The 25,459-nt window shown below is 62.2% G+C and carries 22 protein-coding genes; 7 read left to right on the top strand and 15 right to left on the bottom strand.

All coding sequences use genetic code 11. The features are described 5' to 3' along the window. The first annotated feature begins 37 nt into the window (after positions 1–37). Complete coding sequence (gene recQ / locus V1289_RS23405; protein WP_334399175.1) at positions 38–1,924, top strand: DNA helicase RecQ; 1,887 nt, start codon at positions 38–40, stop codon at positions 1,922–1,924. 19 nt (positions 1,925–1,943) lie between these two features. Here the strand turns inward: recQ and V1289_RS23400 are convergent, their stop codons facing one another. From V1289_RS23400 to V1289_RS23385, 4 genes are all read right to left on the bottom strand, one after another. Beyond that, positions 1,944–2,816, bottom strand: coding sequence for an aldose 1-epimerase family protein (locus V1289_RS23400; protein ID WP_334399173.1), 873 nt, complete (start codon positions 2,814–2,816; stop codon positions 1,944–1,946). A gap of 153 nt (positions 2,817–2,969) precedes the next feature. Further along, complete coding sequence (locus tag V1289_RS23395) at positions 2,970–3,980, bottom strand: amino acid ABC transporter substrate-binding protein (RefSeq protein WP_334399171.1); 1,011 nt, start codon at positions 3,978–3,980, stop codon at positions 2,970–2,972. Between the two features lie 12 nt (positions 3,981–3,992). Further along, a complete protein-coding gene (locus tag V1289_RS23390) occupies positions 3,993–5,342 on the bottom strand; it encodes an aspartate aminotransferase family protein (RefSeq protein WP_334399169.1) in 1,350 nt (449 codons plus the stop codon). Between the two features lies 1 nt (position 5,343). Then, positions 5,344–6,219, bottom strand: a complete 876-nt coding sequence (locus V1289_RS23385) for a MurR/RpiR family transcriptional regulator (protein ID WP_334399167.1) — start codon at positions 6,217–6,219, stop codon at positions 5,344–5,346. Positions 6,220–6,318: 99 nt separating this feature from the next. On the opposite strand from V1289_RS23385, the gene V1289_RS23380 reads away from it, so the two are divergent. Both V1289_RS23380 and V1289_RS23375 read left to right on the top strand, forming a co-directional pair. Continuing rightward, positions 6,319–7,506 carry an amino acid ABC transporter permease gene (locus V1289_RS23380; protein ID WP_334399165.1) on the top strand — a complete coding sequence of 396 codons (1,188 nt, stop codon included), beginning with the start codon at positions 6,319–6,321 and terminating at the stop codon, positions 7,504–7,506. A 3-nt stretch (positions 7,507–7,509) separates the two neighbouring features. Further along, positions 7,510–8,637, top strand: a complete 1,128-nt coding sequence (locus V1289_RS23375; protein WP_334399162.1) for an amino acid ABC transporter permease — start codon at positions 7,510–7,512, stop codon at positions 8,635–8,637. A 51-nt stretch (positions 8,638–8,688) separates the two neighbouring features. Here V1289_RS23375 and V1289_RS23370 read toward each other — a convergent pair whose 3' ends face one another. The 3 genes from V1289_RS23370 to V1289_RS23360 form a co-directional block, all read right to left on the bottom strand. Next, on the bottom strand, positions 8,689–9,069 hold the full coding sequence (locus tag V1289_RS23370; protein WP_309181292.1) for a hypothetical protein: 381 nt from the start codon (positions 9,067–9,069) through the stop codon (positions 8,689–8,691). A 71-nt stretch (positions 9,070–9,140) separates the two neighbouring features. Then, positions 9,141–10,889 carry an SWIM zinc finger family protein gene (locus tag V1289_RS23365; protein WP_334399160.1) on the bottom strand — a complete coding sequence of 583 codons (1,749 nt, stop codon included), beginning with the start codon at positions 10,887–10,889 and terminating at the stop codon, positions 9,141–9,143. A gap of 126 nt (positions 10,890–11,015) precedes the next feature. Then, positions 11,016–12,029, bottom strand: coding sequence for a 1-aminocyclopropane-1-carboxylate deaminase (locus tag V1289_RS23360; protein ID WP_334399158.1), 1,014 nt, complete (start codon positions 12,027–12,029; stop codon positions 11,016–11,018). A 161-nt stretch (positions 12,030–12,190) separates the two neighbouring features. On the opposite strand from V1289_RS23360, the gene V1289_RS23355 reads away from it, so the two are divergent. Continuing rightward, positions 12,191–12,655 carry an Lrp/AsnC family transcriptional regulator gene (locus V1289_RS23355; RefSeq protein WP_334399156.1) on the top strand — a complete coding sequence of 155 codons (465 nt, stop codon included), beginning with the start codon at positions 12,191–12,193 and terminating at the stop codon, positions 12,653–12,655. 32 nt (positions 12,656–12,687) lie between these two features. On the opposite strand, the gene V1289_RS23350 is transcribed toward V1289_RS23355, so the two are convergent. From V1289_RS23350 to V1289_RS23315, 8 genes are all read right to left on the bottom strand, one after another. After that, positions 12,688–13,941 (bottom strand): S1C family serine protease, encoded by a 1,254-nt coding sequence (locus tag V1289_RS23350; RefSeq protein ID WP_334399155.1) that lies wholly within the window; start codon positions 13,939–13,941, stop codon positions 12,688–12,690. 270 nt (positions 13,942–14,211) lie between these two features. Continuing rightward, positions 14,212–14,511, bottom strand: coding sequence for a hypothetical protein (locus V1289_RS23345; RefSeq protein ID WP_334399153.1), 300 nt, complete (start codon positions 14,509–14,511; stop codon positions 14,212–14,214). A 51-nt stretch (positions 14,512–14,562) separates the two neighbouring features. Then, entirely contained in the window at positions 14,563–14,727 is a 165-nt protein-coding gene (locus V1289_RS23340; RefSeq protein WP_334399151.1) for a hypothetical protein, read from the bottom strand. A gap of 59 nt (positions 14,728–14,786) precedes the next feature. Then, positions 14,787–14,978: a hypothetical protein gene (locus V1289_RS23335; protein ID WP_334399149.1), complete on the bottom strand. Its 192-nt coding sequence runs from the start codon at positions 14,976–14,978 to the stop codon at positions 14,787–14,789. 119 nt (positions 14,979–15,097) lie between these two features. Beyond that, positions 15,098–15,286, bottom strand: a complete 189-nt coding sequence (locus tag V1289_RS23330) for a hypothetical protein (RefSeq protein ID WP_334399147.1) — start codon at positions 15,284–15,286, stop codon at positions 15,098–15,100. Between the two features lie 189 nt (positions 15,287–15,475). Further along, positions 15,476–17,710: a tetratricopeptide repeat protein gene (locus V1289_RS23325; protein WP_334399145.1), complete on the bottom strand. Its 2,235-nt coding sequence runs from the start codon at positions 17,708–17,710 to the stop codon at positions 15,476–15,478. A gap of 56 nt (positions 17,711–17,766) precedes the next feature. Next, positions 17,767–17,928 (bottom strand): bacteriocin, encoded by a 162-nt coding sequence (locus V1289_RS23320; RefSeq protein WP_334399143.1) that lies wholly within the window; start codon positions 17,926–17,928, stop codon positions 17,767–17,769. A 319-nt stretch (positions 17,929–18,247) separates the two neighbouring features. Beyond that, on the bottom strand, positions 18,248–18,751 hold the full coding sequence (locus V1289_RS23315) for a hypothetical protein (protein WP_334399141.1): 504 nt from the start codon (positions 18,749–18,751) through the stop codon (positions 18,248–18,250). Positions 18,752–19,067: 316 nt separating this feature from the next. Here V1289_RS23315 and V1289_RS23310 point away from each other — a divergent pair, with 316 nt between their 5' ends. From V1289_RS23310 to V1289_RS23300, 3 genes are read left to right on the top strand one after another with little or no spacing between them, the layout of a single operon-like run. Beyond that, the gene (locus V1289_RS23310; protein ID WP_334399139.1) at positions 19,068–20,336 is read left to right on the top strand and encodes an NHLP bacteriocin system secretion protein; all 1,269 of its coding nucleotides are present in this window, start codon (positions 19,068–19,070) and stop codon (positions 20,334–20,336) included. A gap of 7 nt (positions 20,337–20,343) precedes the next feature. Continuing rightward, positions 20,344–22,551: an NHLP family bacteriocin export ABC transporter peptidase/permease/ATPase subunit gene (locus V1289_RS23305; RefSeq protein WP_334399137.1), complete on the top strand. Its 2,208-nt coding sequence runs from the start codon at positions 20,344–20,346 to the stop codon at positions 22,549–22,551. Next, on the top strand, positions 22,548–25,454 hold the full coding sequence (locus V1289_RS23300) for an NHLP bacteriocin export ABC transporter permease/ATPase subunit (protein ID WP_334399135.1): 2,907 nt from the start codon (positions 22,548–22,550) through the stop codon (positions 25,452–25,454). The genes V1289_RS23305 and V1289_RS23300 overlap by 4 nt, the downstream gene beginning before the upstream one ends. Positions 25,455–25,459: the final 5 nt, after the last annotated feature.

Raw genomic sequence — 25,459 nt, 5'->3', positions numbered from 1 at the left:
CGCTCCTCCAAGCGCTTAATCGGACAACCAAATTCGCATGTCTGCTCCCGCCAATGCCACCACCTCCAGACGCCACTCCGAAGCAGCTCCCGACGCACTCTCCATGCTGAATTCCGTGTTCGGCCTGCCGGCCTTTCGCGGTGCACAGGAAGAGATCGTCCGGCATGTCACCGAGGGCGGCAACTGCCTGGTGCTGATGCCGACCGGCGGCGGCAAGTCGCTGTGCTACCAACTGCCGGCGCTGTTGCGCGAAGGCTGCGGCATCGTGGTCTCGCCGCTGATCGCCTTGATGCGCGACCAGGTCGCGGGCCTGCTCGAGGCCGGCGTCAACGCGGCGGTGCTGAATTCCACCTTGTCTTTCGCGGAGGCCTCCGAGGTCGAGCGGCGGCTGCTCGCGGGCGACGACCTCGACCTGCTCTATGTCGCGCCGGAGCGGCTGTTGACGCCGCGCTGCCTTGCCTTGCTCGGCCAGGCCAAAATTGCGCTATTTGCGATCGACGAGGCACATTGCGTGTCGCAATGGGGGCACGACTTCCGCCCGGAATATATCGGCCTGTCGGTGATCGCGGAGCGCTTCCCCGACGTACCGCGCATCGCGCTGACGGCTACCGCCGACGATCTGACGCGCAAGGAAATCGCCGACCGGCTCGGGCTGGCCGGCGCGCCACGCTTCGTCGCAAGTTTCGACCGCCCGAATATCCGCTATGAAATCGTCGACAAGCAAAACGCGCAAACGCAGCTCAAGAGCTTCATCAGCGAGCGCCATGCCGGCGATGCCGGCATCGTCTACTGCCTCTCCCGCGCCAAGGTCGAGGATACCGCGGCCGCGCTGACCAAGGCGGGCGTGCCGGCACTGCCCTATCATGCCGGCCTTGATGCCGGCCAGCGCGCCCGCAACCAGGATCGCTTCATCAACGAGGACGGCGTCGTGATCGTCGCCACCATTGCGTTCGGCATGGGCATCGACAAGCCCGACGTGCGCTTTGTCGCGCATCTCGACTTGCCCAAGAGTATCGAGGCCTATTACCAGGAAACCGGGCGCGCCGGGCGCGACGGCAAGCCATCCAGCGCCTGGATGGCGTATGGCCTGTCCGACATCGTGCAGCAGCGCCGCATGATCGACGAATCCACCGGCTCGGACGCGTTCAAGCGCGTGTCGATCGGCAAGCTCGACGCGCTGGTCGGCCTGGCCGAAACCGCCGGCTGCCGGCGCAGCCGCCTGCTCGGCTATTTCGGGGAAGCCGTCAGCGGCGGCAATTGCGGCAATTGCGACAATTGCCTGTCGCCGCCGGTGGTGCGCGACGGCAAGGTCGTTGCGCAAAAGCTGTTGTCCTGCGCCTACCGCACCGGACAGCGTTTTGGCGCCATGCATCTGATTGACGTTCTGGTCGGCCGCATGACCGAACGCGTCACGCAGTTCGGGCATGACAAATTGTCCGTGTTCGGCATCGGCCGCGAGCTCAACGAAAAACAATGGCGCGCCGTGATGCGCCAGCTGGTGGCCATGGGCCATCTGCGCGCCGACAGCGAAGCATTTGGCGCATTGAAGCTGACAGATTCGGCCCGCGGCGTCCTGAAGGGCGAGACCGAGGTGATGTTGCGCGAGCAGCCCGCGGGTTCACGCAACCGCGCCATCCGGGACAAATCAAGACGCGGCGATCTGGCGCCGGCCGCCGTCGGCCAGGGCAAGTCCGCCGATCCCGCTTTGCACGCTGCGCTCAAGGCATGGCGTTCCGAGATCGCACGCACGCGCGGCGTGCCGGCTTATGTCGTGCTGCACGACTCCACGATCGACGGCATTGCGGCCTCCCACCCGACGACGCTGACCGAACTTCGCGGCATTGCCGGCATCGGCGACAAGAAGCTCGAGCATTACGGGGACGAGTTGATCGCGCTGGTGAAGGCTCACGGCGCCGAAGCGTGAGCCAAAGGCGGGCGGCACATCAGCCGACACGCATGCGATATTTCAGAATTTTGCTTTCGCCCGGTGCGAGGTGCAAAACCCCGGGCTTGTCGGCGAATTCGCCGTCGAAATCCGCCGGGCTGGCCATCCCGTGCCAAGGTTCGATGCAGATGAACGGCGCGCCATCGGGCTTTGACCAGACCCCGAGTTCAGGGAAGCCTTCCCAGAACATTTCGATCGATGGCCCGCGGTCGGCGGCATAGCGCAGCGAAGTGCTGGCAACGCGGTCCAGAATGACCGCGTCGTCGTCGAACAGCCGCTCGGAAAGGGCGAGTGTCCTGCCGTGGACCGGCGTTGGCTCCGGCGCTGATCGCAGCAGGCCGTCCTTCAACCGCCGCACCGGCGCCGGTTCCTCGTTGGAGAAAGTGAGGGCGTAGGCCCGCTTGTCCAATCCGGACAGCAGCGGCCAATTGAACGCCGGGTGCGCGCCGATCGATGCGGGCAAGATCTCCTCGCCGGTGTTGGCGATTTCGAGCGTCACGTCCAGATCGGCGTGTTGCAGCGCGTAGGTGATCACCAGCCGGAACGCGAAGGGATAACGCTCGCGCGTAACGGCGCTGTCGGTCAGCACCAGCGTGCAGCGATCGGGCTCACGTTCGATCCATTCAAACCGATGATCGCGCGCGAAGCCGTGCTGCGTCATCGGAAAGGTCTTGCCCCGATGGCGCAATTCGTCGTTCTTCAGTTTACCGACGATCGGAAACAGCAACGGCGCGTGACGCCGCCATTGCGGCCCGGCTTGCCAAAGCAGCTCGCACCCCTGCCCATTCTTCAGCGAGCATAATTCGGCGCCGTGCGCCAAGACGGCTGCGGTGGCGCCGTCGCTGCGCAGCGTGTGGCTGTCGTTACCCATGTTTAGCCTCGCCAGAATGCGGTTTGCAGCGAAAGCTGATGTTCGATCAGCGCATCGCCGTCAACCACCTTGAGGCCGCACGCAGCGCGCCGCGCCGGAACCTGACAGGGCCGTCGCGACGCGGCAGGTGCATCCCCTGCCGGGTCGCGCGCATTACTTGAACGGAATCGCGTACATCAGGCCGCCTTTGGTCCAGGTCGCGTTGAGGCCGCGATCGAGCTTGAGCGGGCTCGCCTTGCCGACATTGCGCTCGAAAATCTCGGAATAATTGCCGACCGCCTTGATGGCCTGCAGCATCCATTTGTTGTCGAGGCCAAGCCGCGAGCCGAGATCACCGGCGGTGCCGAGCAAGCGCTGCACCGCCGGCGTCGTGGATTTTGCCATGTCGTCGGCATTGGCGGCGGTGACGCCGAGCTCCTCAGCCTCGATCAGGCCGTAGTGCAGCCAGGTGATGATATCGCTCCACACCTCGTCCCCGTTGCGCGTGAACGGTCCGAGCGGCTCCTTGCTGATGGTCTGCGGCAGAACGGTGTAGTCGGCCGGATTCGGCGCCGCCGTCGTGACCGAGCCTGCCAGCGCCGAGGCATCCTGGGTCATGGCATCGCAGCGCCCGCCGAAGAAGGTCTGCAGCATCGTGTCGGTGCGATCGAACACCAGCGGCTTCCACTCGATCCCGTTGGCGCGCCCGTAGTCGCCGAGCGTCACTTCATGGGTGGTGCCCTGCGCGACGCAGACGGTGGCGCCATTGAGGCCCTTCAAATCCTTCACGCCCGAGTCGCTTTTGACGACAAAGCCCTGCCCGTCATAGAAGTTGATCGGCCCCTGCCGCAGGCCGAGCGTTACGCCGCGCAGATAGGTCTCCGTCGAATTGCGATAGAGCACGTCGATCTCGCCCGATTGCAGGGCCGTAAAACGGTTCTGCGCCGTGAGCGCAACGTAACGCACCTTGTTGTCGTCGCCGAGCACGCCTGCCGCCAGCGCACGACAATAGTCGACGTCGAGTCCCTTGTAATTGCCCTGGGAATCCGGCGCGGAAAATCCGGCAAAGCCTGCGCTGACGCCGCACACCAGCGTGCCGCGCTGCTTGACGGTATCGAGCGTTCCGGCGGTTGCGGCCGAAAACGACGCGGCGAGCAAGCCTGTGGCAACGAGTACTCTCTTCATTCTGCTCCTCCTCTAGTGACCAATATTTTTCAACGCACTATCCACGGCAGAACCAAGCCGATCGACGATCACATCGATATCGTCCGATGTCGCGATATAGGGCGGCGCCAGCATCACGTGATCGCCGCGGCGGCCATCGGCGGTCCCGCCGCCCGGGTAGCAGCCAAGGCCATTCTCGAACGCCGCCGCCTTGATCTTCTGGTTCAGCTTGAGGCCGGGATCGAAGGATTCGCGGCTGCTGCGATCGGCAACCAGTTCGATCGCCCAAAACAGGCCCCGCCCGCGGATATCGCCGACATGCCGGTGATTGCCGAAGCGCTCGGTCAGGCGTCGTTCGAGATGACCGCCGAGCGTCCTTACGTTGTCGAGCAATTTCTCTTCCGCAATGATTCGCTGCACTTCCAGCGCCGCCGCGCAGGCGAGCGGATGTGCAAGATAAGTATGCCCATGCTGGAAGGCGCCCGAACCCTGGCGAATGGTGTCGATGATGCCTGTGCTCGCGAGCATCGCGCCGATCGGCTGGTAGCCGCCGCCGAGTCCCTTGGCGATGGCCTGGATATCCGGGGCGATGCCCTCCTGCTCCCAGGCGTGCAGCGTCCCGGTGCGCCCCATGCCGCACATGACTTCGTCGAAGATCAGCAGCGCGCCGTGGCGATTGCAGATATCGCGCACGCTGCGGAAATAGCCTTCCGGCGCCGTCACGCATCCGGCGGTGGCGCCCACCACCGGTTCGGCGATGAACGCCGCCACGGTGCCGGGGCCGAGGCGCTGGAATTCCCCTTCCAGTTCTGCGGCCAGCCGCGCCACGAAATCCGCCTCGGATTCAGCGTCGCGCTGTTCATGATAGGCGAATGCCGGCGTCACATGACTGAACGCCTGCGATAGCAACGGCGCATAAGGCTCGCGGCGCCAGGCGTTGCCGCCCGCCGCCAACGCGCCCAGCGTATTGCCGTGATAGCTCTGGCGGCGGGCGATGAAGTGCTGCCGCTGCGGCTGACCGATCTCGATGAAATACTGCCGCGCCAGCTTGATGCTGGCCTCGACCGCTTCCGACCCACCACTGACGAAGTACGCGTAGCCGAGTCCGCCGGGCTCGCGGCCGACGAGTTGCTCCGCCAGCGCTTCGGCCGGTTCGGAGGAGAAAAAGCCGGTATGAGCATAGGCAAGCTTCGATGCTTGCCGCGATATCGCCTCGAGCACGCGCGGATGCTGGTGCCCGAGACAGGAAACGGCCGCACCGCCGGAAGCGTCGAGGATCCGGCGGCCGTCCTCGGCAATGAGCCATACGCCATCACCGCCGACGGCCTTAGGGGGTGTTTCGCGCAAACTCCGATGCAGCACACGGCTGGTTCGAATACTCATGTCAGTCTCTCTCGGCAACATATTGTGAGCTAGCGGCGAGGCGGGCTTCGGTTTCCTCCAGCCGCCGCTTGGCCGCCGGACCGCCCAGGGTGAAGGTCGCCGCCGCCAACGACTGCGCGATCGCAATCGCGCCGGTCAGGCTCGGGAAGAATCCCGGCGATGAAGCGGCCTCGAACAGCAGCAGGTGCTCGGCCCCCTCCGCCATTGGCGCGGTAACCCTGTCCGCAATCGCGATCAGGGTAGCGCCGGAATGATGCGCCGCGCGCGCAGACACTACGCTCGCCGTGGAGTATGGCGCGAAGCCGATGACGACGACCGCGTCGCCGCGCCGGAACGCGCCGAGATCGAGATCCTCGGGGCCGGAGCCGCCAACCAATTGCACCGCGTCGGGCCGGAACAGCCGGAGTTGGTAGTTGAGCAGTTCGGCCACGCTGCGGCAGCTTCGAAAGCCCGCGATCCAGATTCGTCGCGCTGCGTGCACCGCCTTTGCGGCGCCGGCCACTGCGGCGGGCGAGATACGGGTAAGGCCCGCCGCTTCAGCCTCAAACTTGTCGGAGACCAGTGAAATTTCGGGGTTGGGCCCCTGGCGCCGGCCCCTGGCCCGGCCTGAGAACGGCGACGCTTCCGTGGGTCGGCGCGCCTCGGTCAGGGCCGAGCGCAGTTCGTCCCAGCCCGAATAGCCCAGGGCCTTCGCCAGTCGCGTGAACGCCGCCGGATCGGCGCCGGCGACGGTCGCGAGATCACGCATCGAGCGCGTGGTGGCGTCATAGTCGTTGGCGGCAACGAACCGGCCGACTTCCCGCAGCCGCAGCGGCAGGGAAGGCAGCGCGCTGCAGAGTTCGTTCAGGGGTGAGGGTTTTGCCGGATGCCCGCTCATGAAACATTTGTTTCATATATTGCGATGGATTGCAACATATGGAATACTAGCGCCAGCCAGCGCGTAGCCGATCATCGCCGCCATGAGGAATCTTGTGCCGTGACGACATCGAACCCCGCTCCCCCGCCGCCCCGGCGGATACGAATCTCGCTGAAGGACCGGCAGTTCGCCGGACTGTTCTGGCAGATCGTGGTGGTGGGGATCACGGTGGCGATCGTCGCGTGGCTCTGGTCGAACACGGTTCATAATCTGTCGGTACGCCGCATCTCGACCGGCTTCGCCTTTCTCGGCCGCGAGGCGGGAATGCCGATCACCGACACCTGGATTCCATACAGTCCGAAGGACCCTTATTTGCGCGCCTTCATCGTCGGGCTCGCCAACACGCTCCGCGTCGCCGTGATCGGCATTGTGCTGGCAACCGTACTCGGGACCATTATCGGCGTCGCGCGCCTGTCATCGAACTGGCTGTTGGCGCGGCTTGCTGCCGTCTATGTGGAGGTGCTTCGCGACATCCCCCTGCTGCTGCAGCTATTGTTCTGGTACGTGCTGATGCAGGGACTTCCGGCGGCGCGCGCCGCCTGGAAGCCGATCGAGGGCGTCTTCCTTTCCAATCGAGGCTTGATACTTCCGTCTGTCCCGATCGAGGCGGGTCAGCTCTGGGTGATCGGCGCGGCCGTGATCGGGCTGATCGCGTTCCATGTGGTGCGCAAACAGCTGACGGCACGGCAGCTGCTGGATGGCCGGCCGCGGCGGATCTGGCCGTATGCGCTGGCGTTTGTGATCGGGCTGCCGATGCTCACCTCGCTGGCGCTCGGCGTGTCCTGGACCATCACCAAGCCGGAACTGCGCGGCTTCAATTCCGTCGGCGGGCTGACGCTGGCGCCGGAATATTTTGCGCTGCTGATCGCGCTGGTGACCTACACATCGGCGTTCATCGCCGAGATTGTGCGCAGCGGCATCCAATCCGTTCACAGGGGCCAGTGGGATGCCGCGATGGCGCTCGGGCTGCGCCGGGGTTTCGTGCTGCAGCACATCGTCATGCCGCAGGCACTGCGCGTCATCATTCCGCCGATGACCAGCCAGTATCTGAACCTGACGAAAAATTCCTCGCTGGCAGTTGCGGTCGGCTACCAGGACATCGTGTCGATTGCGAACACGACGCTGAACCAGACCGGCCAGGCCATCGAGGCGATCGCAATCATCATGCTGGTGTTCCTGACCATCAGCCTCGGCATCAGTCTGTTCATGAACTGGTACAATGCGCGGATCGCGCTGGTGGAGCGCTGAGCCATGACCTCGGTGACGGACGCTCCGGGAACTCCGCTCCCCTTCAGCCGGTCACGATCAGGCCGGACCATCGTCGGCCGCGCCATCGGATGGCTGCGCGTCAATCTGTTTGCGTCGATTTCCTCGACGATCGTGACGCTGCTGTTGCTGTTCGTGCTGGCGAAGGCCGCCGCCGGACTCGTGCAGTGGGCAGTTTGGAACGCGGTGTGGAGCGTTCCCGGCAGCGACACGAGTGCCTGCCGGGCGGTTCACGGACTCGGCGCCTGCTGGGCCGTCATCCCCGAAAAACTTCGTTTCATCCTGTTCGGCACCTATCCGTTCGATCAGCAATGGCGGCCGGCGCTGGCGATGCTCGCCTTCATGGCCCTGTTCTATGTGTCGAGCCGGCGCAAATGGTGGCGCAAGGAACTGGTGCTGGTGTGGGCCGCGGCGCTTACCCTGATCGGCCTCTTGATGTGGGGCGGCATTTTTGGAATGCCCTTTGTTTCCCAGGACCGCTGGGGTGGGCTGCCGGTGACGCTCATTCTCGCGACCTTCGGTCTCGCCCTCGGATTCCCACTCGGGATTGTCGTCGCCCTTGGACGACGTTCAAAGCTGCCCGCGATCCGATCGCTATCGGTGCTCTATGTCGAGTTGATCCGCGGCGTTCCGCTGATCAGCCTGCTGTTCATGGCGAGCGTGATGTTTCCGCTGTTCATGCCTGACGGCGTCAACGTCGATAAGCTGCTGCGGGCGCAGGTCGCGTTCGTACTGTTCGCGGGCGCCTATCTCGCAGAGGTCATTCGCGGCGGCCTGCAGGCCGTTGCCCGCGGGCAGCACGACGCCGCCGATGCGCTCGGCCTGTCCTACTGGAAGAAGAACGGCCTGATCATTCTGCCGCAGGCGATCCGCCACGTGATCCCGCCGCTGGTGAACACGTTCATCGCGTTCTTCAAGGATACCAGCCTGGTCCTGATCATCGGTATCTTTGACCTCTTGACGACCGCCAAGACCGCGATCATCGATCCGGCCTGGCAATCGTTCAGTGTCGAAGTCTACCTCTTCGTCGCGCTGATCTATTTCGCGTTCTGCTTTGCGATGTCCCGCTACAGCGCCCGTCTTGAGGCGCGGGACGGGCCGAAAGCGCGATGAGCCGTTCGATCATGCAGATTCGCAGCGTAGCGGAAAATCGCGCCAACGAAGTTAGCCACCCGCAAACGGGCGGGCACGACCAGCCCAGAACGGGCATTCAGGACAAACCTCGCCTTCCGGATAGTCGATGCCTTCCTCATGCGGACACCCCATCATCTCCTCGACCATCGCTACAGAGTGCACCTCATGGCTGCGAAGAAAGATGGCAATTTCCTCGAATATCGTCGCGTCATTTCGCACGTCGCCGCTCTCGGCAAACCATCTCCGCAATTCGATCGGTTCGCTATCCGGCGCAACGATGACTGAGACAGCCACCTTGCTGGCACGCTGGGCGTCCGGTCCATAGAAGGCGATGGTGCCGACCGGATAGCCGCGAAAACCCAATTTGCTCTTTTTGTCCAGCCACTTCCGCGGTTTCCAGCCTAGCTTCATCGGAATCTCTCACATCCATGCCGCCCAACGGCCGGGTGACACTGTCGCCAAACAATACACGTGCCGTCCGGTCACGCATTTAGCAGCTTCATGAAATTGCGCTTTGCCTTGTGACGGCTCGTCAAATCATCGAGATAGGCGGCATGCTGCGCAGTCTCGCCAAGACTTTCCCGAACCTGCCGCATCCGTCCGAGTAGGCGGCAGGCATCTTCATAATTACCTTGGCCGCCAAGACGGACCATTCGTTCGACGCGAGCGGCGTAGACCTTCAACGCCTCCGCGGGGTGGCTGCGTTCGCTCGCTTCGGCAAGCTCCTTGAGAAGAGATTCGCTGCAGCCGTGTCCGTTGACGGCAATCCACGCGTCCGACAGCAGCCCTTCCGCCATTGTCAACCGAATGAGAAGTTCGGCCGGCGCCGACCATTGCGCAACCGCCCGCCCCTGTGGCTTTCCGAGCTCGGACCGCAGCCAGCCGAAGGCCCGGTCGCGAACCGTATCGGCCTGCATCCGATCGGCGCCCGCCGCGGATTTGAGACGCTCGTAGAGCGCGACGCTCGGACGCTGCTCGAACATGCGCCAAAGCAACTTGTCGGCCTCCTCCTTGCGCCCGATCCGACTGTAAAGATCGGAGGCAAAGAAGGTCAGGCGCTCATCGGGGTTGTCCTCGAACTTCCACAGCCCTTCTTCGGCCCATTTCAGCGCCTCCACCTCGCGCGCATGGTCGAGGCACAGCTGTGCAATGCCGAGATAGTCATACGCGGTCGACAGGTCCTTGGAGCGGATGGCGATAATGCCGTCGACATCACCCTCCCGTTCGGCAAAGCTTTCAAGAATGGCTCCGAGCGCATATCGCGTACCGAATTGATCATCCCGTGCGGTCGTTCGCGACGGCTCTATTTTCTGCCAATCTTCGCTCGCAAGCCTGCGATATTCAGCGAGCCCGGCGTCCCCCAGGATATCCTCGTAGGTCTCGCTCGCGCCGTGGAAAAACTCCCAGTCCGAATCGACCTCGCGCGCGAACAAGGCCCGTGCAAGTGCGACCGGATCAGGTTTTACCTGGCGGCAAGCCGCGAGATGGATTTCGCAGGCCTTGGCGTACAAGCCTCCGCCGCCACCGTCGGAGTCGTCTATGCTTCCGAACGCTTCATCCATCCGCGCAAAAAAATGATCGAGCAGCCGCAAAACCAATGCCGCCCGGCCGTTCTCAATCAAGCCCGCGATCCGGTCGAGCACGCTCTCGATTCCCTTCACCCATTCCCGCATCTCACCATATTCGATATAGCCGCCGGTGCGGGTGGCCTCGGTAATTGCTTTCCTGAATTGTGCAAACAGGGTCTTGTCGTCGGCCGTGGCCGCGGCAGCAGAAAACTCCAGTTCCTGCAGCAACGAGGGATCTCGTTCGGCAAAGCCGACGACCATCTCGACAAGCCGCTCGACGCCCTTGGTGCGGAGATGCTCACGGATTTTGGCGAAGCGGCTGGGAGCCTGCTCCAGAGCCTCGGGCCCGAGGCTATTTGCGGCAAGGGCGGTTGCCACCAGGTGCTTGCAAAAACTCCAATCCGCAAATGCGCGGCAAGAACACTCCCCGGAGAAGTTCTTCGCCGTCCCGACCAGTTCGCAGCGGTAGACCTCGGAGCCGATGACTCGGGCCAGCACGCGAGCCATGTCAAACGTAATAATCTCGACGTTTCCGTCTTCATGATAGGTAACACCGCGCGCGAAGACCTTCTCGCCGGCAACATCGCGCAATGCGTCGACGTCGAACCGGTGCCGGCCGGCGGTTGTCTCGATCCCGTTCGCGGTGCGCTTCGGCTTTCTCATCAACGGCGTGGACTTTGAGAATTCCAGACCTGTCATTCAGAGAGGATGAATGTACCCATTCTGTTCGAGGAAGGGTCGAACGTCCAGCAGCGAAAACGGGTGACCCGCCGTCGCGGCTTCGGCGCCTCAGCCATTGCGGAACGTGTAGGCATAGCCGTTGATCGCCGGCGCGCCGCCGAGATGGGCGTACAGGACCTTTGATCCCTTGGGGAAATAGCCCTTGTTGACGAGATCGATCATGCCCTGCATGGATTTTCCCTCGTAGACGGGATCGGTGATCATGCCTTCGAGACGCCCGCACAGCCGGATCGCCTCTTTCGTCTCCTCGGACGGAACGCCGTAGGCCGGATAGGCATAGTCCTCGATCAGGACCACGTCGTCCTCGACGATCTCTTTCCCCAACTCGACCAGACCTGCGGTGTTGCGGGCTATGTCGAGCACCTGCGCCTTGGTCTGTGCCGGGGTGAAGGAGGCGTCGATACCGATCACCTTGCGTTCGCGGCCGTCCTTGGCGAAGCCGACCAGCATGCCTGCATGGGTTGAACCGGTGACGGTGCAGACCACGATGTAATCGAAGGCGAAGCCGAGTTCTTTTTCCTGTACCCTCACCTCTTCGGCGAAGCCGACATAGCCGAGCCCGCCATATTTATGCACGGAAGCGCCGGCCGGGATCGCATAGGGCTTGCCGCCCTTGGCCTTGACGTCGGCGATCGCATCCTCCCAGCTCTGGCGAATGCCGATGTCGAAACCTTCATCCACCATCTGGACGTCGGCACCCATGACGCGGCTGAGCAGGATATTGCCGACGCGGTCATAGACGGCGTCTTCATGCGGCACCCAGCTTTCCTGCACCAGACGGCACTTCATGCCGATCTTTGCCGCGACCGCCGCGACCATGCGGGTGTGATTGGATTGCACGCCGCCGATCGAGACCAGCGTATCGGCGTTGGACGCGATCGCGTCGGGAATGATGTATTCGAGCTTGCGCAGCTTGTTGCCGCCGAAGGCCAGCCCCGAATTGCAGTCTTCGCGCTTGGCGTAGAGTTCGACCTTGCCGCCGAGATGCTGCGTCAGCCGCTCCAGCTTCTCGATATGGGTCGGTCCGAATGTGAGCGGATAGCGCTCGAACTTTTCCAGCATGCCGTCATCCCCGTTGATGTCTGATCTCGCGGAAACGCCTAGCACCGGACCCAGGAAAGGTGCTCTCTAATTTGATCCGTATTTTTTGTCGTTTCATTGCCATTATAGCCAGAGATGTTAGTTTTCATCCATTCGTATCCATAATAGTGGAAGAATCTTCCATGAGCAGCCGGCTCGACCGCGTCGACCTTAAGATGTTGCGATTGCTGCAGAATAGCGGCCGGCTGAGCAACGCCGAACTGGCCGAAATGGTCGGGGTCAGCCCCGCCACCTGCCATCGCCGGACCCAGCGCCTGTTCGACGAAGGGTTTATCGGCCCGGTCCGCGCGATGGTGGCGCCGCGCAAAGTCGGCAAGGGCACGCTTGTCATGGTCGGCGTCGTGCTCGACCGCTCCACACCGGAGAGTTTTGCCTCGTTCGAGCAGGCGGTCGCGAAACTGAAATGCGTACTCGACTGTCATCTGGTGGCCGGCGATTTCGATTACTTCCTGAAGATCCGCGCCGGAGACGTCGACGATTTCAAGCGCATCCATGGCGAGCAGCTGATTGCGCTGCCCGGCGTGCGCCAGACGCGGACGTTCTTCGTCATGAAGGAAGTGGTCGACAACGCACCGCTGGAGTTTTGAGCCGCGGCCCGCGACAGTGAGGCCGCCGCGCCCTAATTCCTTGCGCTCTCGGCGGGCAATTTTGCCTTGCAGGAAATCAGGAAGGTAAACGCCCGCGCATTGCGGGCGATCTCTGTCGTCATCAGCTCCGTTTTGGAATCGGAGGTTTGGTACGACACCACGCTGTTGTCCAGAAAATCCCGCAGCGCGCCGGTCTTGATGGCGAAATTGATGTTCTCGGGAATGTTGCCGGTCGCCCTGACGAACTTCAACGCATTCAATTTCGCCGCAACCACGCCGACAACCTCGCCGCTGGAGGACAGCAGCGGCCCGCCGCTGTTGCCGGGTTGAACGACCGCGCTTATCTGCAAAAAGCGCGTGTTGTTCATGACGCCGCTGAGCGAACTTACGATTCCAGTCGTTACTGTGAAGTCGGACGTGAGCAGTCCGTGAAAGGGATAGCCAATCGCCACGACGCTGGCGCCGGACTGGATCGCCTTGTCCTTGATGACGGCCACATCCCTGAACGAACCGAGGGCCTGAAGCAGGGCAAGGTCATTGGTTTCATCGCTTGAAACGAGGCGCAGCGTAACGGGTGCTTCCCCGGTCAGATTGCCCGAGATATCCCCGACGCATCCCTCGACGACATGCTGATTGGTAACGACATGCCCGTTGGTGCTGACCAGAAAGCCGGTCCCCGATTGAGTGCCGGTCTTTTCAGGCTTGGTCGCACCGGGCGGTGCTGCCGCGGCCGCCGCCACCGGCTTTGGAAGGCTCACGGAAAAATCCCCGGCCGCGGCGACGCCAAATTGCTTCGTCTTGGCCACGCAATTCGCCAACGTCGGCAACAACTGCCCGGTCTGGTCGAGCTTGAACTCGAAAAGCTGGCCTTGCGTATAGGCCGTCATGCCCCTCGCTCTTCGGAATTGGGCGATCAGCGAGGAGTTATCCGGCATCGGCACGCGGACCAATTTATCGGCGACCGGGACACCGTGAACGTTAAATGGTGTCTGACCATCGAAGGTCAGGGTAATCGGGAAGGCTTGCCCGGTCTTGAGCGCCCAGTTTTCGTGGGCGAATCCCAGGCTCCACCCGCCCTTGTCGTCGATCATGACCACAAAATAGATGCCACTGAGATATTGCGTGCCTGCCGAGCAATGCGAGAACGCGCCGGTTTGATCGTTGGTGTACGCCCCGCCCTTCCAGTTTCCGACATTGATGGACCCGTAGGGCCCGCGAGCTTCGGCATTCGAACCGGCTAAAATCGCACCCAGCAAAATTACGATTGCGGTAACGCAGTATTTCATCACCATGCCCCCTGGATCGAAGCGAGCATATTGAGGCTTGCAACCGGAGTCCAAGGGTTCGTCATCGATAAAACGGGCCACGGCAACCGTCCCCTACTCCTGACGGAGCTTCGGGAGACACCGTTTGCCCTGTGGTCTCCGGGAGGCCTACCACCCATAGCCCGTGAGGGCGAAGGGTGGCGGAGGGAGAGGAATCGGCGTCGAACCTTCTCGACGCGGACCGCAACGGAGAGTAACCCGACGCGCCGCGTTGGCCCCCAACGTTGCCGGTCAGGATTTCGGTAGCTCGCAAAGACCTGCCTTGACCAGAGCCGCGTGCATGCCCGCCGAATTGTCGCGGCAACCAGCCGTGGCGAATTGCTTTGCTTCCTCCCTGCGACGCAGGTCGGTGAGGATCAGCGCAAGATAGCTCTGCAGGCGGGGCTTCGCCGTCGGAACGAGCAGGGTGAAGATATCCGGCTCCGAAAGGGCGAGCCTCATTTGCTGTTCGGCGCCTTGCAGATTCCTGGCCTGGACCAGCGCCATGGCCTGAAAGAGGTGGGCACGGGGATCGCGCGGGTATTGCCTCACGCCACGCCCGCCGCTTGCCGGGCTGCCCCGAACGGTCCTCGTCTAGGTCCGTTACGGCGAAGACGTGTCCACCCGCTTGGTGACGGTGATGTCATGAACCGTTACTTTTCCCGAACCGGCCTTCGTACCGCCAGTGGCCTTGTCGAGTTCAGCGTCGGTGATCCTATCATCGGTCTTGATGACAGACGGCGCAGGGCTTGGGTTCTTGGTGCTCATCTTTGTCTCCCAGTAAGCGTGAAGCGGCCGGCGCGGCTTTTCTTTTTGTCGGTCCAAGGTCAAGAAATCTCGATCGTACTCGGGTGCTTGTCGTCCAGGCTTTCGCCTTTGATGCCGTCGATGGTGAGGACGGGAGTGGGTGTTGGCTTCGTCTTCCCGCCACCGCCGGTGACCTCCGCAAGGTCGGCGTCGGCAATCTCACCGTCGGTGGTGGCGATGGTGGTCGTGGGGCTCTCGCTCTTTGCGGTCATCTGCTGTCTCCGTTCGGAGTGACGGGATCGGTGCTTTCGCCCTCGATACCGGCGAGTTTGACGAAACCACGGGGAACCTTGGCTAACTCGCCCTCGGTCAGCTACGGGGGCAGCGTGATTTAGCTGCTGATGATCGCATCCTGCATCGTTATCTCGAAGTAGGTGGTGGTTGGCTTGGGAGTCGGCTTGGTGGTCGTTTTGGTGGTCGTCGCCTTATCCCCACCGGAGACGGTGTTGAGTTCGGCGTCGGTGATCTCGCCCTTGATCCCGTTTAGGGAGGGTGCCCGGGTCTGGTTTTCGGTAGCCATCTTCTGTCTCCCTCTGGGTTCGAACAGCTGGGCAGCAATGATCGTATCATGGACCGGATCGGCGCGGGGCAAAGTGAGCCAGGTCACACAACGACGGCGGTTGGGGCCAGGGAGCCGTGCTCAAGCAGGTTGAGTGCCTCAGCGGCGAGGACGCAGGGCATGCCGTCGTCGTCTCAGGCGAACCGCGGTTCAACGAGAACGCGATTTGATCCGGCTTAGTGCTTCGAGGCACCGCTTGTATCCCCGGTTGATCGCCTCTCTGTTACCGCCATCCAGGACCAGCGCCCGCGAATAGTCATCAGCGGCCTTTTGCCATTGTCGCCGCTGCTCGAATACCCTTCCGCGATTGTAGAGAATTGCAGCATCTTCACGGAGCGCCAGCGCCTTTGTGAGATCGTGGAGCGCCGCGCGGAGGTCGCCACGCCTGATGGCAATAATAGCACGGTTCGCCCATGGATCGGCCAGAGAAGGATCCGCTTCGACGGACCGCGTGAAAGCATCGGATGCGGCATCATGATGACCGATCGCCATCTCGATCAGGCCTTGCAGGCGAAGCGCCCGTGCGTCGTTCGGCCGGTATCGAAGAGCATGGGCGATATCGTTGCTTGCCAGCGAGAGATCGCCGCGTTCACGCAACAGGATGGCGCGGTTCAGTCGCGCATCGACGAAGTCCGGCTGCAGAACCAAAACCCGTCCGTAAGCGACTATCGCTTCTTCATTCCGATCCAGGGCGGCAAGCATCTGCGCGCGATTAAAATGCGCTTCAACATGGGCCGGTTCCCACCGAATCGCCATATCGTAGTCGCTCAGCGCGGCCTCATGACGACCTGCCCGCTGATGGATGAGACCTCGATCGAACCAGGCTGCGCTGTCGCTCGGCTGCTGGGACAGCAACGTACTCAAATGACCTATTGCAAGGTCGTTACAGCCGGTCGCAACGCACAGACGTGCCATATTGTGCCATAGGATGACGCTCTCCGTGCGATATAATTCCGGTGCCGACCGCGCCATCAGCTCGACAGCTTCGACAAGTCTTTGCTGCGCAGCAGCCGGGCGTCCTTTCCGCATTTCAACGAGCGCGAGCGTATTCATGAGGAATGCGACGTTGACCGCGCGCGTCGGCGACGCAGGCATGCTCTCGGTAAATTTCTGTGACTTTTCAATCCAGGCTTTCGCCGCATCATAATCCTGACGCGATCGCTCGTAGAGGCGGGCATTCAGGATCGCCATCGCGTAAGTGGCGTGGGCCAGCAACGAAGGGTCTTCGCTCTGCGACAGCAGGTCCTGACACAAGGCCGCGACTTCATCATAGCGGCCAAGCAACAGCAAGGCGAACAGCAAGTTCCTGGTAAGGTCACCGTAAGTTTTGCCGTGCGGTGCGCGCGATAACATCCGTCGTCCCCGGACTGACCAGTCCAGCGCCGCGTCGTACCAGGCCATGTCGAGGCAGGAGCGCGAGGCTGTCAGGAGCTGCTCGGCATCGTCGCCGGCCTGTTCGTGGTGGAACGGGATTGCACCCAGGGAGAACGAAGGTTCGCCCAAACTGACGAGCGAGGCCGCGCGGGCCATATGCATCGCCTTGCGCCCTGATGCCGGCAATCGGCGATAAACATGCTCCGCAAGCACCCGGTGTGATGTGCCATCAGCGTTCACATACGCCCGCGCCAGAGTGTCCCGGTCGTGGGCAGACAGGTTTGCGATGCATTCATCGAGGAACGGTTCGAGCGAGCGCGAGCGCGGGGGCGAGCTCCGTCCATGCGTGTAGACGGAAAGGTCGCGCCAAAGACCGGCTGCCATCTCGTCTCCCAGCCCGCAGGCAGCTAACCACGCCGCCCAAACCATCGGCACTTCCAGGATTCCGGAGCTCTTGTTCCGCGGCCGTCGCCTGGCATATTGCTCGAGCGCAGCAGCGAGCGGCGGGTCCAGACGATCAGATCCGGTGCAGATGCAAAGGCGCAAGTTTCCCGGCTCGGCGCGTAGCAACAACACCGAAATGAATTCCTGGTCGGTGGGATCGGCGTCATCCACGTTCGTGAACACCGCCATGCGGCCGGAGCGTTCCCCTTCGAAGTAGCCGAGGATGAAATCCGCGACGCCATTCGCGATACGATTTGTCCAGGAGGGGGGATTGCCTTCGCGCGAGACGATTAACGCCTGACGCACATCCGCGGGCACGTCGATGCACCTGCTGATCTCGGGCGCCACTGATAGCAGCGTCAAAAGATGAGCCGCAACGAGATCCGGCGTCACACCGGCGGCGTCATCAATGATCGCCCGTATCAAATCGCCGGCCGCGGTAAACGGGCCTCGCCGGTTACGATGTGCATCAAGCCAAAACGGTACAGAAGCGGCAGCGCCTTGCTTCTGCGCACCGGCGTAACACGTCGCTACCAGCCATTCGTGGCAAGCGATCGGCAGATTCATGTTACACCACGCAAAGCGCGATTGGAGCAGTTCGGCTCCGAATGCAAATCAGCGCGTTAGAGCTTGCTGATGCAGACGGGATCCGCGGCCACTGCGGGGCGGCTTGCCGCAAGCCCACCGGACACCTGCTGCAACTCGTCGTCCTGCAACTCGTGCGCAACGGGCTTGTTCGGGTTCTGCTTAATCTCGGTCTGTTTGCCAGCGGGCTTCTTGATCATGCAATCCTCGTACGTGCAAACGAGCGCAATATGCTCGCAGCATTCAATTGGAGGTTCACTCTTAAGCGACACATTTTTCGGAGTCTCAACCTGTTAAGTCAAGAGCGCGAGATGCGGCGCATGCTCACGGCACGGGTTCCATGATTTACGTCAAGCGGAGCCCCCGTGCCGAACGGCGGCCGACCAGACGTGGACCATCCCTCAATTCGTAGTCTCAGGATACGCGGGGTAATTCAGTGTCGCTGTGATGGGCATCACAGTTCGGTAAGTACTCAAAAATTGGTAAATCTTGAGTGCCGCGGCCGGCGATTATTCTTGCTTACAGGCGAACCTGAATCGAATTGAGAATATTGGTCGTGGTGTCGATGAATTGCAGCGCCTGCTGGTTTTTGCCGAACGACAAGGGAGAACGCGCGCACTGGTCCGACAGCTGAGCCAGCCGTTTTCGTTCGCTGGCCAAAATGGTGTTGGATTTTTCGACCGCAAATTTGACGATGTCCCGCATCGGGTTGTTGTCGCCGAAATCAGTCATCTCCTTCTCGATCGTGATCAAATATTCGTAGCTCGAAAGCTCCTCGGAGATCTGTAGAAGCTCCCGGATGGTTGACTTGATGCAATCGGCGTCGCCGCTGGAAATGTCCGGTCGCTTGGAGGTTTGAACGAGATCAGCCATCAAATTCTGAAACAGCGGCTTGATGTCCTCGACTTTCCTGAAGTCGTTCTCGCTGAGGACACCGCTGTTGGACACATTCGGTGCGAGCAAAGTGATCGCCAACGCGAGGCCTAACGACGTCATCCATCCACGCGCGCGGCTGGCAAACATGAGCGCTGAATTCCTGACGCCGGTCGCGACCATTTCAGATCAACCTCGGAAAGATGCCGGATCGAGCATAGGCCCGACCGTGTCGTTTCGCTAGGGCAGACGGGGAAGCGCGCCTTTTCGGCGGGCACGGACCTCAATCCCGAACGACCCCTCCCCGATCGGCCTCGATCAACCCTCCGGTTTGGTTGTCCGGCATTCGCTTTGGTGTAATATCCGGCTGCGAGCAGGGGGAAGCTGTGTACATTCGGCTGAATCCACCGTTTGACGCACCCGATATGCCGATCCGCGGATCGAGCGTAAACCGGAGGACGGCAGTGTGACTGAGCGGTCGCAACTGGCATTCCGTGCGGTGGCGCTGCAGCGAGCCGCATCGCCCGAACAGCTTGACCACCTGGTCGGCATTACCAAACCGTTCGACTGGATTCTGACGTTCGTGGTTTGCCTGGCTCTGGCGGCCGCGCTGACATGGGGCGTCATTGGACGAATTCCTACCCGCGCGGCCGGTGAAGGAATTTTGATCAGCGGTGGCGGTCGCGTCGTCGATGCCGTCTCCGCTGCCGCCGGACGGCTCTCGTCGGTCAACGTTGCGGTAGGCGATCACGTCCTGCAAGGTCAGGCGGTCGCTCAGATCGCCCAAACCGATATCCAGCAGCGCCACACCAGCGCTATCGAGGTCTTTCGCGAACGCGAGCGCGAGCATGCCGACCTGACCTCGAAAGTTGCCAGCGAACTCGCGTCAAAGGGCCAGAACTTTGCGAAACTCGAGGCCGCCTTCAATCAGGTCGTGAAGGCGACCGACCAGCGCATCGAATATCTGACGGCCGATCTCAAGAATCTCGAGGACTTGCTGGTCAAGGGATACACGACCCGACGCAACGTCGAGGATCGCCGGCGCGATCTGACCGATGCGCAGCAGCGGAAGGAAGATACAAGGAACGAAATTCTGAAGTTGCGATCGCAAAAGACGGATCTGGAGACGCAACGCGCGCGCGAAATCCAGCAATCGGAATTCACCCTCAATGACGCGCGCCGGCAGATGGACGCAATCGCTGGAATGTTGAACCAGAACACTCAGGTCATCAGCCCGATCGAAGGACGTGTCCTCGAGGTCAAGGTCTCCGCGGGCTCGGTGCTCGCGGTCGGCACACCGGTCATCGCGATCGAAAGCGAGGGTACGGAGCTCGAGGCGCTGATCTACATTCCGGCGGAGCGCGGCAAGAATGTGAAACCGGGAATGCAGGTCAGCATCGAGCCGAGCACGGTGAAACGGGAGGAGTTCGGAACCATGGTCGGCACCATCGTGACGGTTTCCGATTTTCCCATCACGCCCCAGGGCATGGCTGCGGTGCTCCACAACGACAGTCTCGTCAGCCGCTTTTCGCACGATGGCGCGCCCTATGCAGCGACGGTCAGCCTGGAACAGGACCCTGCAACCGTCAGCGGCTATCGCTGGGCGGTTGGAAAGGGGCCACCCGTTCGTCTCACCAGCGGAACGCTGACGCGCGCGGAAGTCACCACGCGAAATCAACGCCCGCTCGACCTGGTGCTACCTCTCATCAAGCGGCTGACGGGAATTGATGGATAACGCCCCTTTGCCCCAGCCAACGCCGGACGAGGTGCGTCCGCTTCCACGGCACGCCCGCAAACTGTTCTGGCGCAAAGCGGTGAAGCGGACGCCGACAATCCTGCAAATGGAGGCTGTCGAATGCGGGGCTGCGGCCCTGGCCATGGTGCTTGCGTACCATGGCGCCTGGATCCCGCTGGAGCAGCTCCGCGTCGCCTGCGGCGTCTCGCGCGACGGCAGCAAGGCAAGCAACATCGTCAGGGCGGCGCGCCGTTTCGGCCTCGCCGCCAAGGGTTTTCGCAAGGAGCCCTCGACACTGCATGAATTGCCGATGCCCTGCATCATTCACTGGAACTTCAATCATTTCGTGGTGCTGGAGGGCATCGTCGGCGATCGCGTCTATATCAACGATCCGGCGATCGGACGGCGGCGGATCGACATGGCGGAACTGGATCTTGCGTTCACCGGTGTCGTGCTCGCCATGGAGCGAACCGAGGCATTCAAGCCGTTGGGCCGCAAACCGCAGGGCTTGCGTTTGCTGCTGCGCGAATTGCGCGGCTCGAAGGCGGCCGTCGGCCTGCTGGTGATCGTCAGCTTCGCGCTCATTGTGCCCAGCATTGTCGCTGCGGGATTTTCGAAAATCTTCGTCGACGACATCCTGATCCGGCACAGCACCAGCTGGCTCGTCCCGCTGCTAATCGGCATGGCCGTGACCGCGGTGTTGCGCGCAATCCTGACAGTGCTGCGCCAGTCACTGCTGTTGAGGCTGCAAACCAAGCTTGCGGTGGTCATGATCAGCCGCTTTCTCTGGCACGTCATGGCGCTACCGGTCGAGTTCTTCACCCAGCGCCATGCCGGGGATATTGCAAGCCGCGTGGCCGCCAACGAGCAGATTGCCCGCCTGCTCTCGAGCGGCATAGCCGCCAACGCGCTCAACTTGACCTCGATCGTGTTTTTCGCCGCCGCGATGGCGATTTACGACGTCCCGCTCGCTGCGATCGGCGTCAGCATGTCACTTCTGAACGTGCTGGCATTGCGATTCATTGGCGCGCGCCGGCAGGATCTCAGCCGCAGCCTCGCGCTCGAACAGGGCAAGCTTGTTGCCGCGACGGTGAGCACCGTGCGTACCATCGAAACCCTCAAGGCGAGCGGACTGGAGGACGAGGCATTCGGTCAATGGGCCGGAGTTCAGGCAAAAGCCTTGAACGCCGAGCAGGAACTCGGGGTGTCCTCCATCTTTCTTGACATGCTGCCGACGCTGTTCTCCGGACTGACGGTTGCGGCGATACTTGGCATCGGCGGCTTGCGGGTGATCGAGGGCTCCCTCACGCTTGGAAGCCTGGTCGCCTTCCAGTCACTCATGGCAAGCTTTTCGGCGCCCGTCACGGACCTGGTCAATTATGCGGGTAGCTTCCAGACCATCAAGGGCGCGTTTGAGCGCCTCGAGGATGTATATAATTATCCGCTCGACAGTTCCGGCAAGAAAATCGTCGTGGCGGATCGCTTCGCTCCGAAGCTGACAGGCAGGATCGAAATCAGCAACATTCAGTTCGGCTACTCAGTTCTGGAGCCACCGCTGCTGGCCGACCTGTCCATCAGCATCCAGCCGGGCTCGAGGGTGGCGCTCGTCGGCGCCTCCGGCAGCGGAAAATCCACCCTCGGCAAGCTGATTTGCGGACTTTACAAGCCGTGGTCCGGCGAAATCCGTATCGACGGATGGACCTTGCCGGAGATCCCTCCGCAGGTGTTCGCAAATTCGATCGCCTACGTCGATCAGGACATCTTCCTGTTCGAGGGAACCGCGCGTGACAACCTGACCCTGTGGGACCCGACCGTAACAGAAGAGGATCTGTCGCAGGCGTTGAAGGATGCAGTCATCCACGAGGACATTGCGACGCGGGCGGGAAACTACGACTGCTATATCAACGAAGGCGGCACGAATTTCAGCGGCGGTCAGCGCCAACGTATCGAGATCGCGCGGGCGCTGGTTTCCAACCCGTCGGCGATCGTGCTCGACGAGGCAACCGGCGCGCTCGATCCGATCACCGAAAAAGTCATCGACGATAATCTGCGACGCCGGGGCTGCACGTGCATCATCATCGCGCATCGTCTGAGCACGATCCGCGACTGTGACGAGATCATCGTGCTGCAGCAGGGCAAAATTGCCGAGCGAGGAACTCATGAGCAGCTGATCGTGCTTCAGGGAGTGTACGCGAAACTCGTGGCTCAGGAATGACCGAACCTGTCCTCCAGCGGGCACCACTAACGGCCGGTCAAGAGGCGGCCGGTTGTCTGCCGACCCGCATCGTGCTCGATGGCCGGCACCCGAAACTTCTCGACCATCGGGAGCACGTGCTGCAGGTCGTGACAGGGTATGCCGATGTCTTCGCCGTCAACTTGGTCGAAGGCGGCACCGACGGCGCTCGACACCATCTGTTTCGGGTCGAGAGCGGCGAGGTCATTCTCGACCTTCCGGAAGCCGTCGATAGCTCCGGTACACGCATCCAGGTGATCGCAGTCGGCGGTCCCGGCACCGAAGCATTAGTCGTGCCGCGCGCGGAGTTTTCATCCGTCGATTCGATTATCGCCTGGGTCACGCGGCTCGCCAGGATGATCTCCGGTCCAAACCCGAGCTGGGAAATGCGCGAGGTAGCGAGCGATGGCGCCGCCGAGATTCCGCCCGGTGAGCGGCGGCGTGGTCCGGTGCGCAGCATCGTGTGGGTCGCCCTGGAGGCCGGTGCGGTGAAGCTGATGGGGCTCGATCCGGCGTTTTCCGCCGGCGGTCCGCCCTTGCCGCTGACATCGGGGATGTGGATCGAGGCCGGCCCGTCCGCATGCATCGCTATCGGCAGCGTCGCCACGCCGGATGCGGATGTGCTGTGGCGCGCCGTCGATCAATTCCATCTTGGCGTCGTTGCCAGTATTCGGGATCGACAGGCGCGCGACGTTGGCCGGGAGACGCAACGCCTCGTTCTTCGCAGCGACCTCACGACAGCGCAGACGTTCGAATCCTTCGAACGCCTCTCCGCGGTCGTCGTGCAGCGCTCCAACCGCGCAAAGATCGAAGCCGACCCGTCGGATCCCTTGCTCGCCGCCTGCCGGATCGTCGCGGAAGCGATTCGAGTGCCGTTTATCGTCCCTGCCCGAGCCGCCTCGGCTCGGCAGGAATTTGCCGACGTTGTCGAGATCGCCCGAACCGCACGACTGCGCGTTCGCCAGACGCTGTTGCGGGGCAAATGGTGGCAGCAGGACGTGGGCCCGTTGGTGGGTTGGCACGGTGAGGAGCGCAATCCGGTCGCGCTGATCCGCGGCGCGAGACATCGTTACACCATGATCGAGCCGGGAACCGGGACGCACCGCCCGGTCGACCGTTCGCTTGCAATGGAGCTGGCCCCGGAAGCCGTGACGTTCTATCCCGCCTTGCCGTCGCGCCCGGTTCGATTTCGGGATCTGCTCACATTCTCGATTCGCCATTCCAGCGGCAATGTCGGTCGCATCGCACTCGCCGTCGTTGCGATAGGCCTGCTGTCATTGGTCACCCCGCTCATTACCAATCTTCTCATCAGTTCGGTCATACCCCGCACCGAGCTCGACCAACTCGCGTTTTGCGCCCTCGCACTGGCCGTGACGGCCGTCGCCATGGCCAGTGTCCAGGCGATGGAAGGGCTCGCGATGCTCAGGCTCGAAGGCCTGATCGATTGGAAGCTGCAGGCGGCGGTGATCGACCGTCTGCTCAGGCTGCCCGCGTCCCTGTTTCGCGAGTACACCGTCGGCGACTTTGTCGATCGCTCGATGGGAATCGATGCTGCACGTCGGATATTCACCGGACGCGCACTGCGCGGGATGATGGCCGGTTTGTTCTGCTGGTTCAGCATAGGTCTGATGTTTTACTACGATCTCAGGCTGGGGCTGGTCGCGTTTGTGCTGACGATGGTCAGGGCGATCCTGATCATCGCCACCAGCGCTATACGTCTCTATCACGAGAACAACCACTTCAACCTGCAGGGCAAGATCGGCGGCTTCGTGCTGCAGCTCATCTCCGGAATCAGCAAGCTCCGCGTCGCAGCCGCAACCTTTCGCGCGCTCGCGGTGTGGTCGAGACAGTTCGCGATCCAGAAACAGTATTTCATGGCCTCCCAGCGGACCGCCAACGCCCTCGGTGTTTTCGAGACTTCGTTTCCGACTATCGCCACGCTCATCATTTTCGCGGCGGCGTCGTTTACAAACAGCAGGCTGCTACTCGATATCGGCGGCTTCTTCGCATTCTTCACTGCCTTCGGCCAATCGATGGCATCGGTCGGGGCGTGGGCGTCGGGCGTGAGTGAATCGCTGATCGCAATCCCTCATCTCACCCGCCTTCGACCGCTGATCTCGGCGGTGGTCGAGGTTTCGGAGGACCGTAAGCCTCCGGGTGAACTGTCCGGAGCGGTTGAGCTCTCTCGCTTGACCTTCCGCTACCTGCCGAGCGGCCCGCCCGTCCTCGACAACGTCACTCTGCGGATCGCGCAAGGCGAATATGTCGCGATTGTGGGTCCGTCAGGTAGCGGAAAATCCTCGCTGTTCCGATTACTGCTGGGCTTCGAACGGCCGGAGTCCGGCGCCGTGTTCCTCGATGGAAAGGCGCTCGACACGCTCGACATCAGCGCGGTACGGCGGCAGCTTGGCGTGGTATTGCAGAATGGAAAACTGGCGACAGGCAGCCTCTACGACAATATTTGCGGCGGCGTCCAACTGCCGCTCGAGCACGCGTGGGAGGCCGCGCGGCTTGCCGGTCTCGATGCCGACATCGAGCGCATGCCGATGGGCATGCATACCGTGATCGCAGAGGGCGTGAACACGCTGTCCGGCGGACAGCGACAGCGAATCATGATTGCCCGCGCGATCGCCCGCCGGCCCCGTATTCTGCTGTTTGACGAGGCGACGAGTTCACTGGACAACCAGTCGCAGGCGATTGTAAGCGCATCGCTCGGTAACCTCAACGTAACACGGATCGTCATCGCGCATCGGCTGAGCACCGTGCGCGAGGCCGATCGCATTATCGTGCTCGTCGATGGCAAGGTCGTGCAAACCGGGAGCTATGCGGAGCTCAGCAAGACGCCCGGAATGTTCGCCGCCTTCGCGCAGCGGCAGTTGCTTTAGCCGAA

This window comes from Bradyrhizobium sp. AZCC 2289 (genome assembly GCF_036924615.1).
Lineage (GTDB): Bacteria > Pseudomonadota > Alphaproteobacteria > Rhizobiales > Xanthobacteraceae > Bradyrhizobium.
Note: the sequence above shows the minus strand (reverse complement) of the source record. Positions and strands in the feature narration are given on the sequence as shown.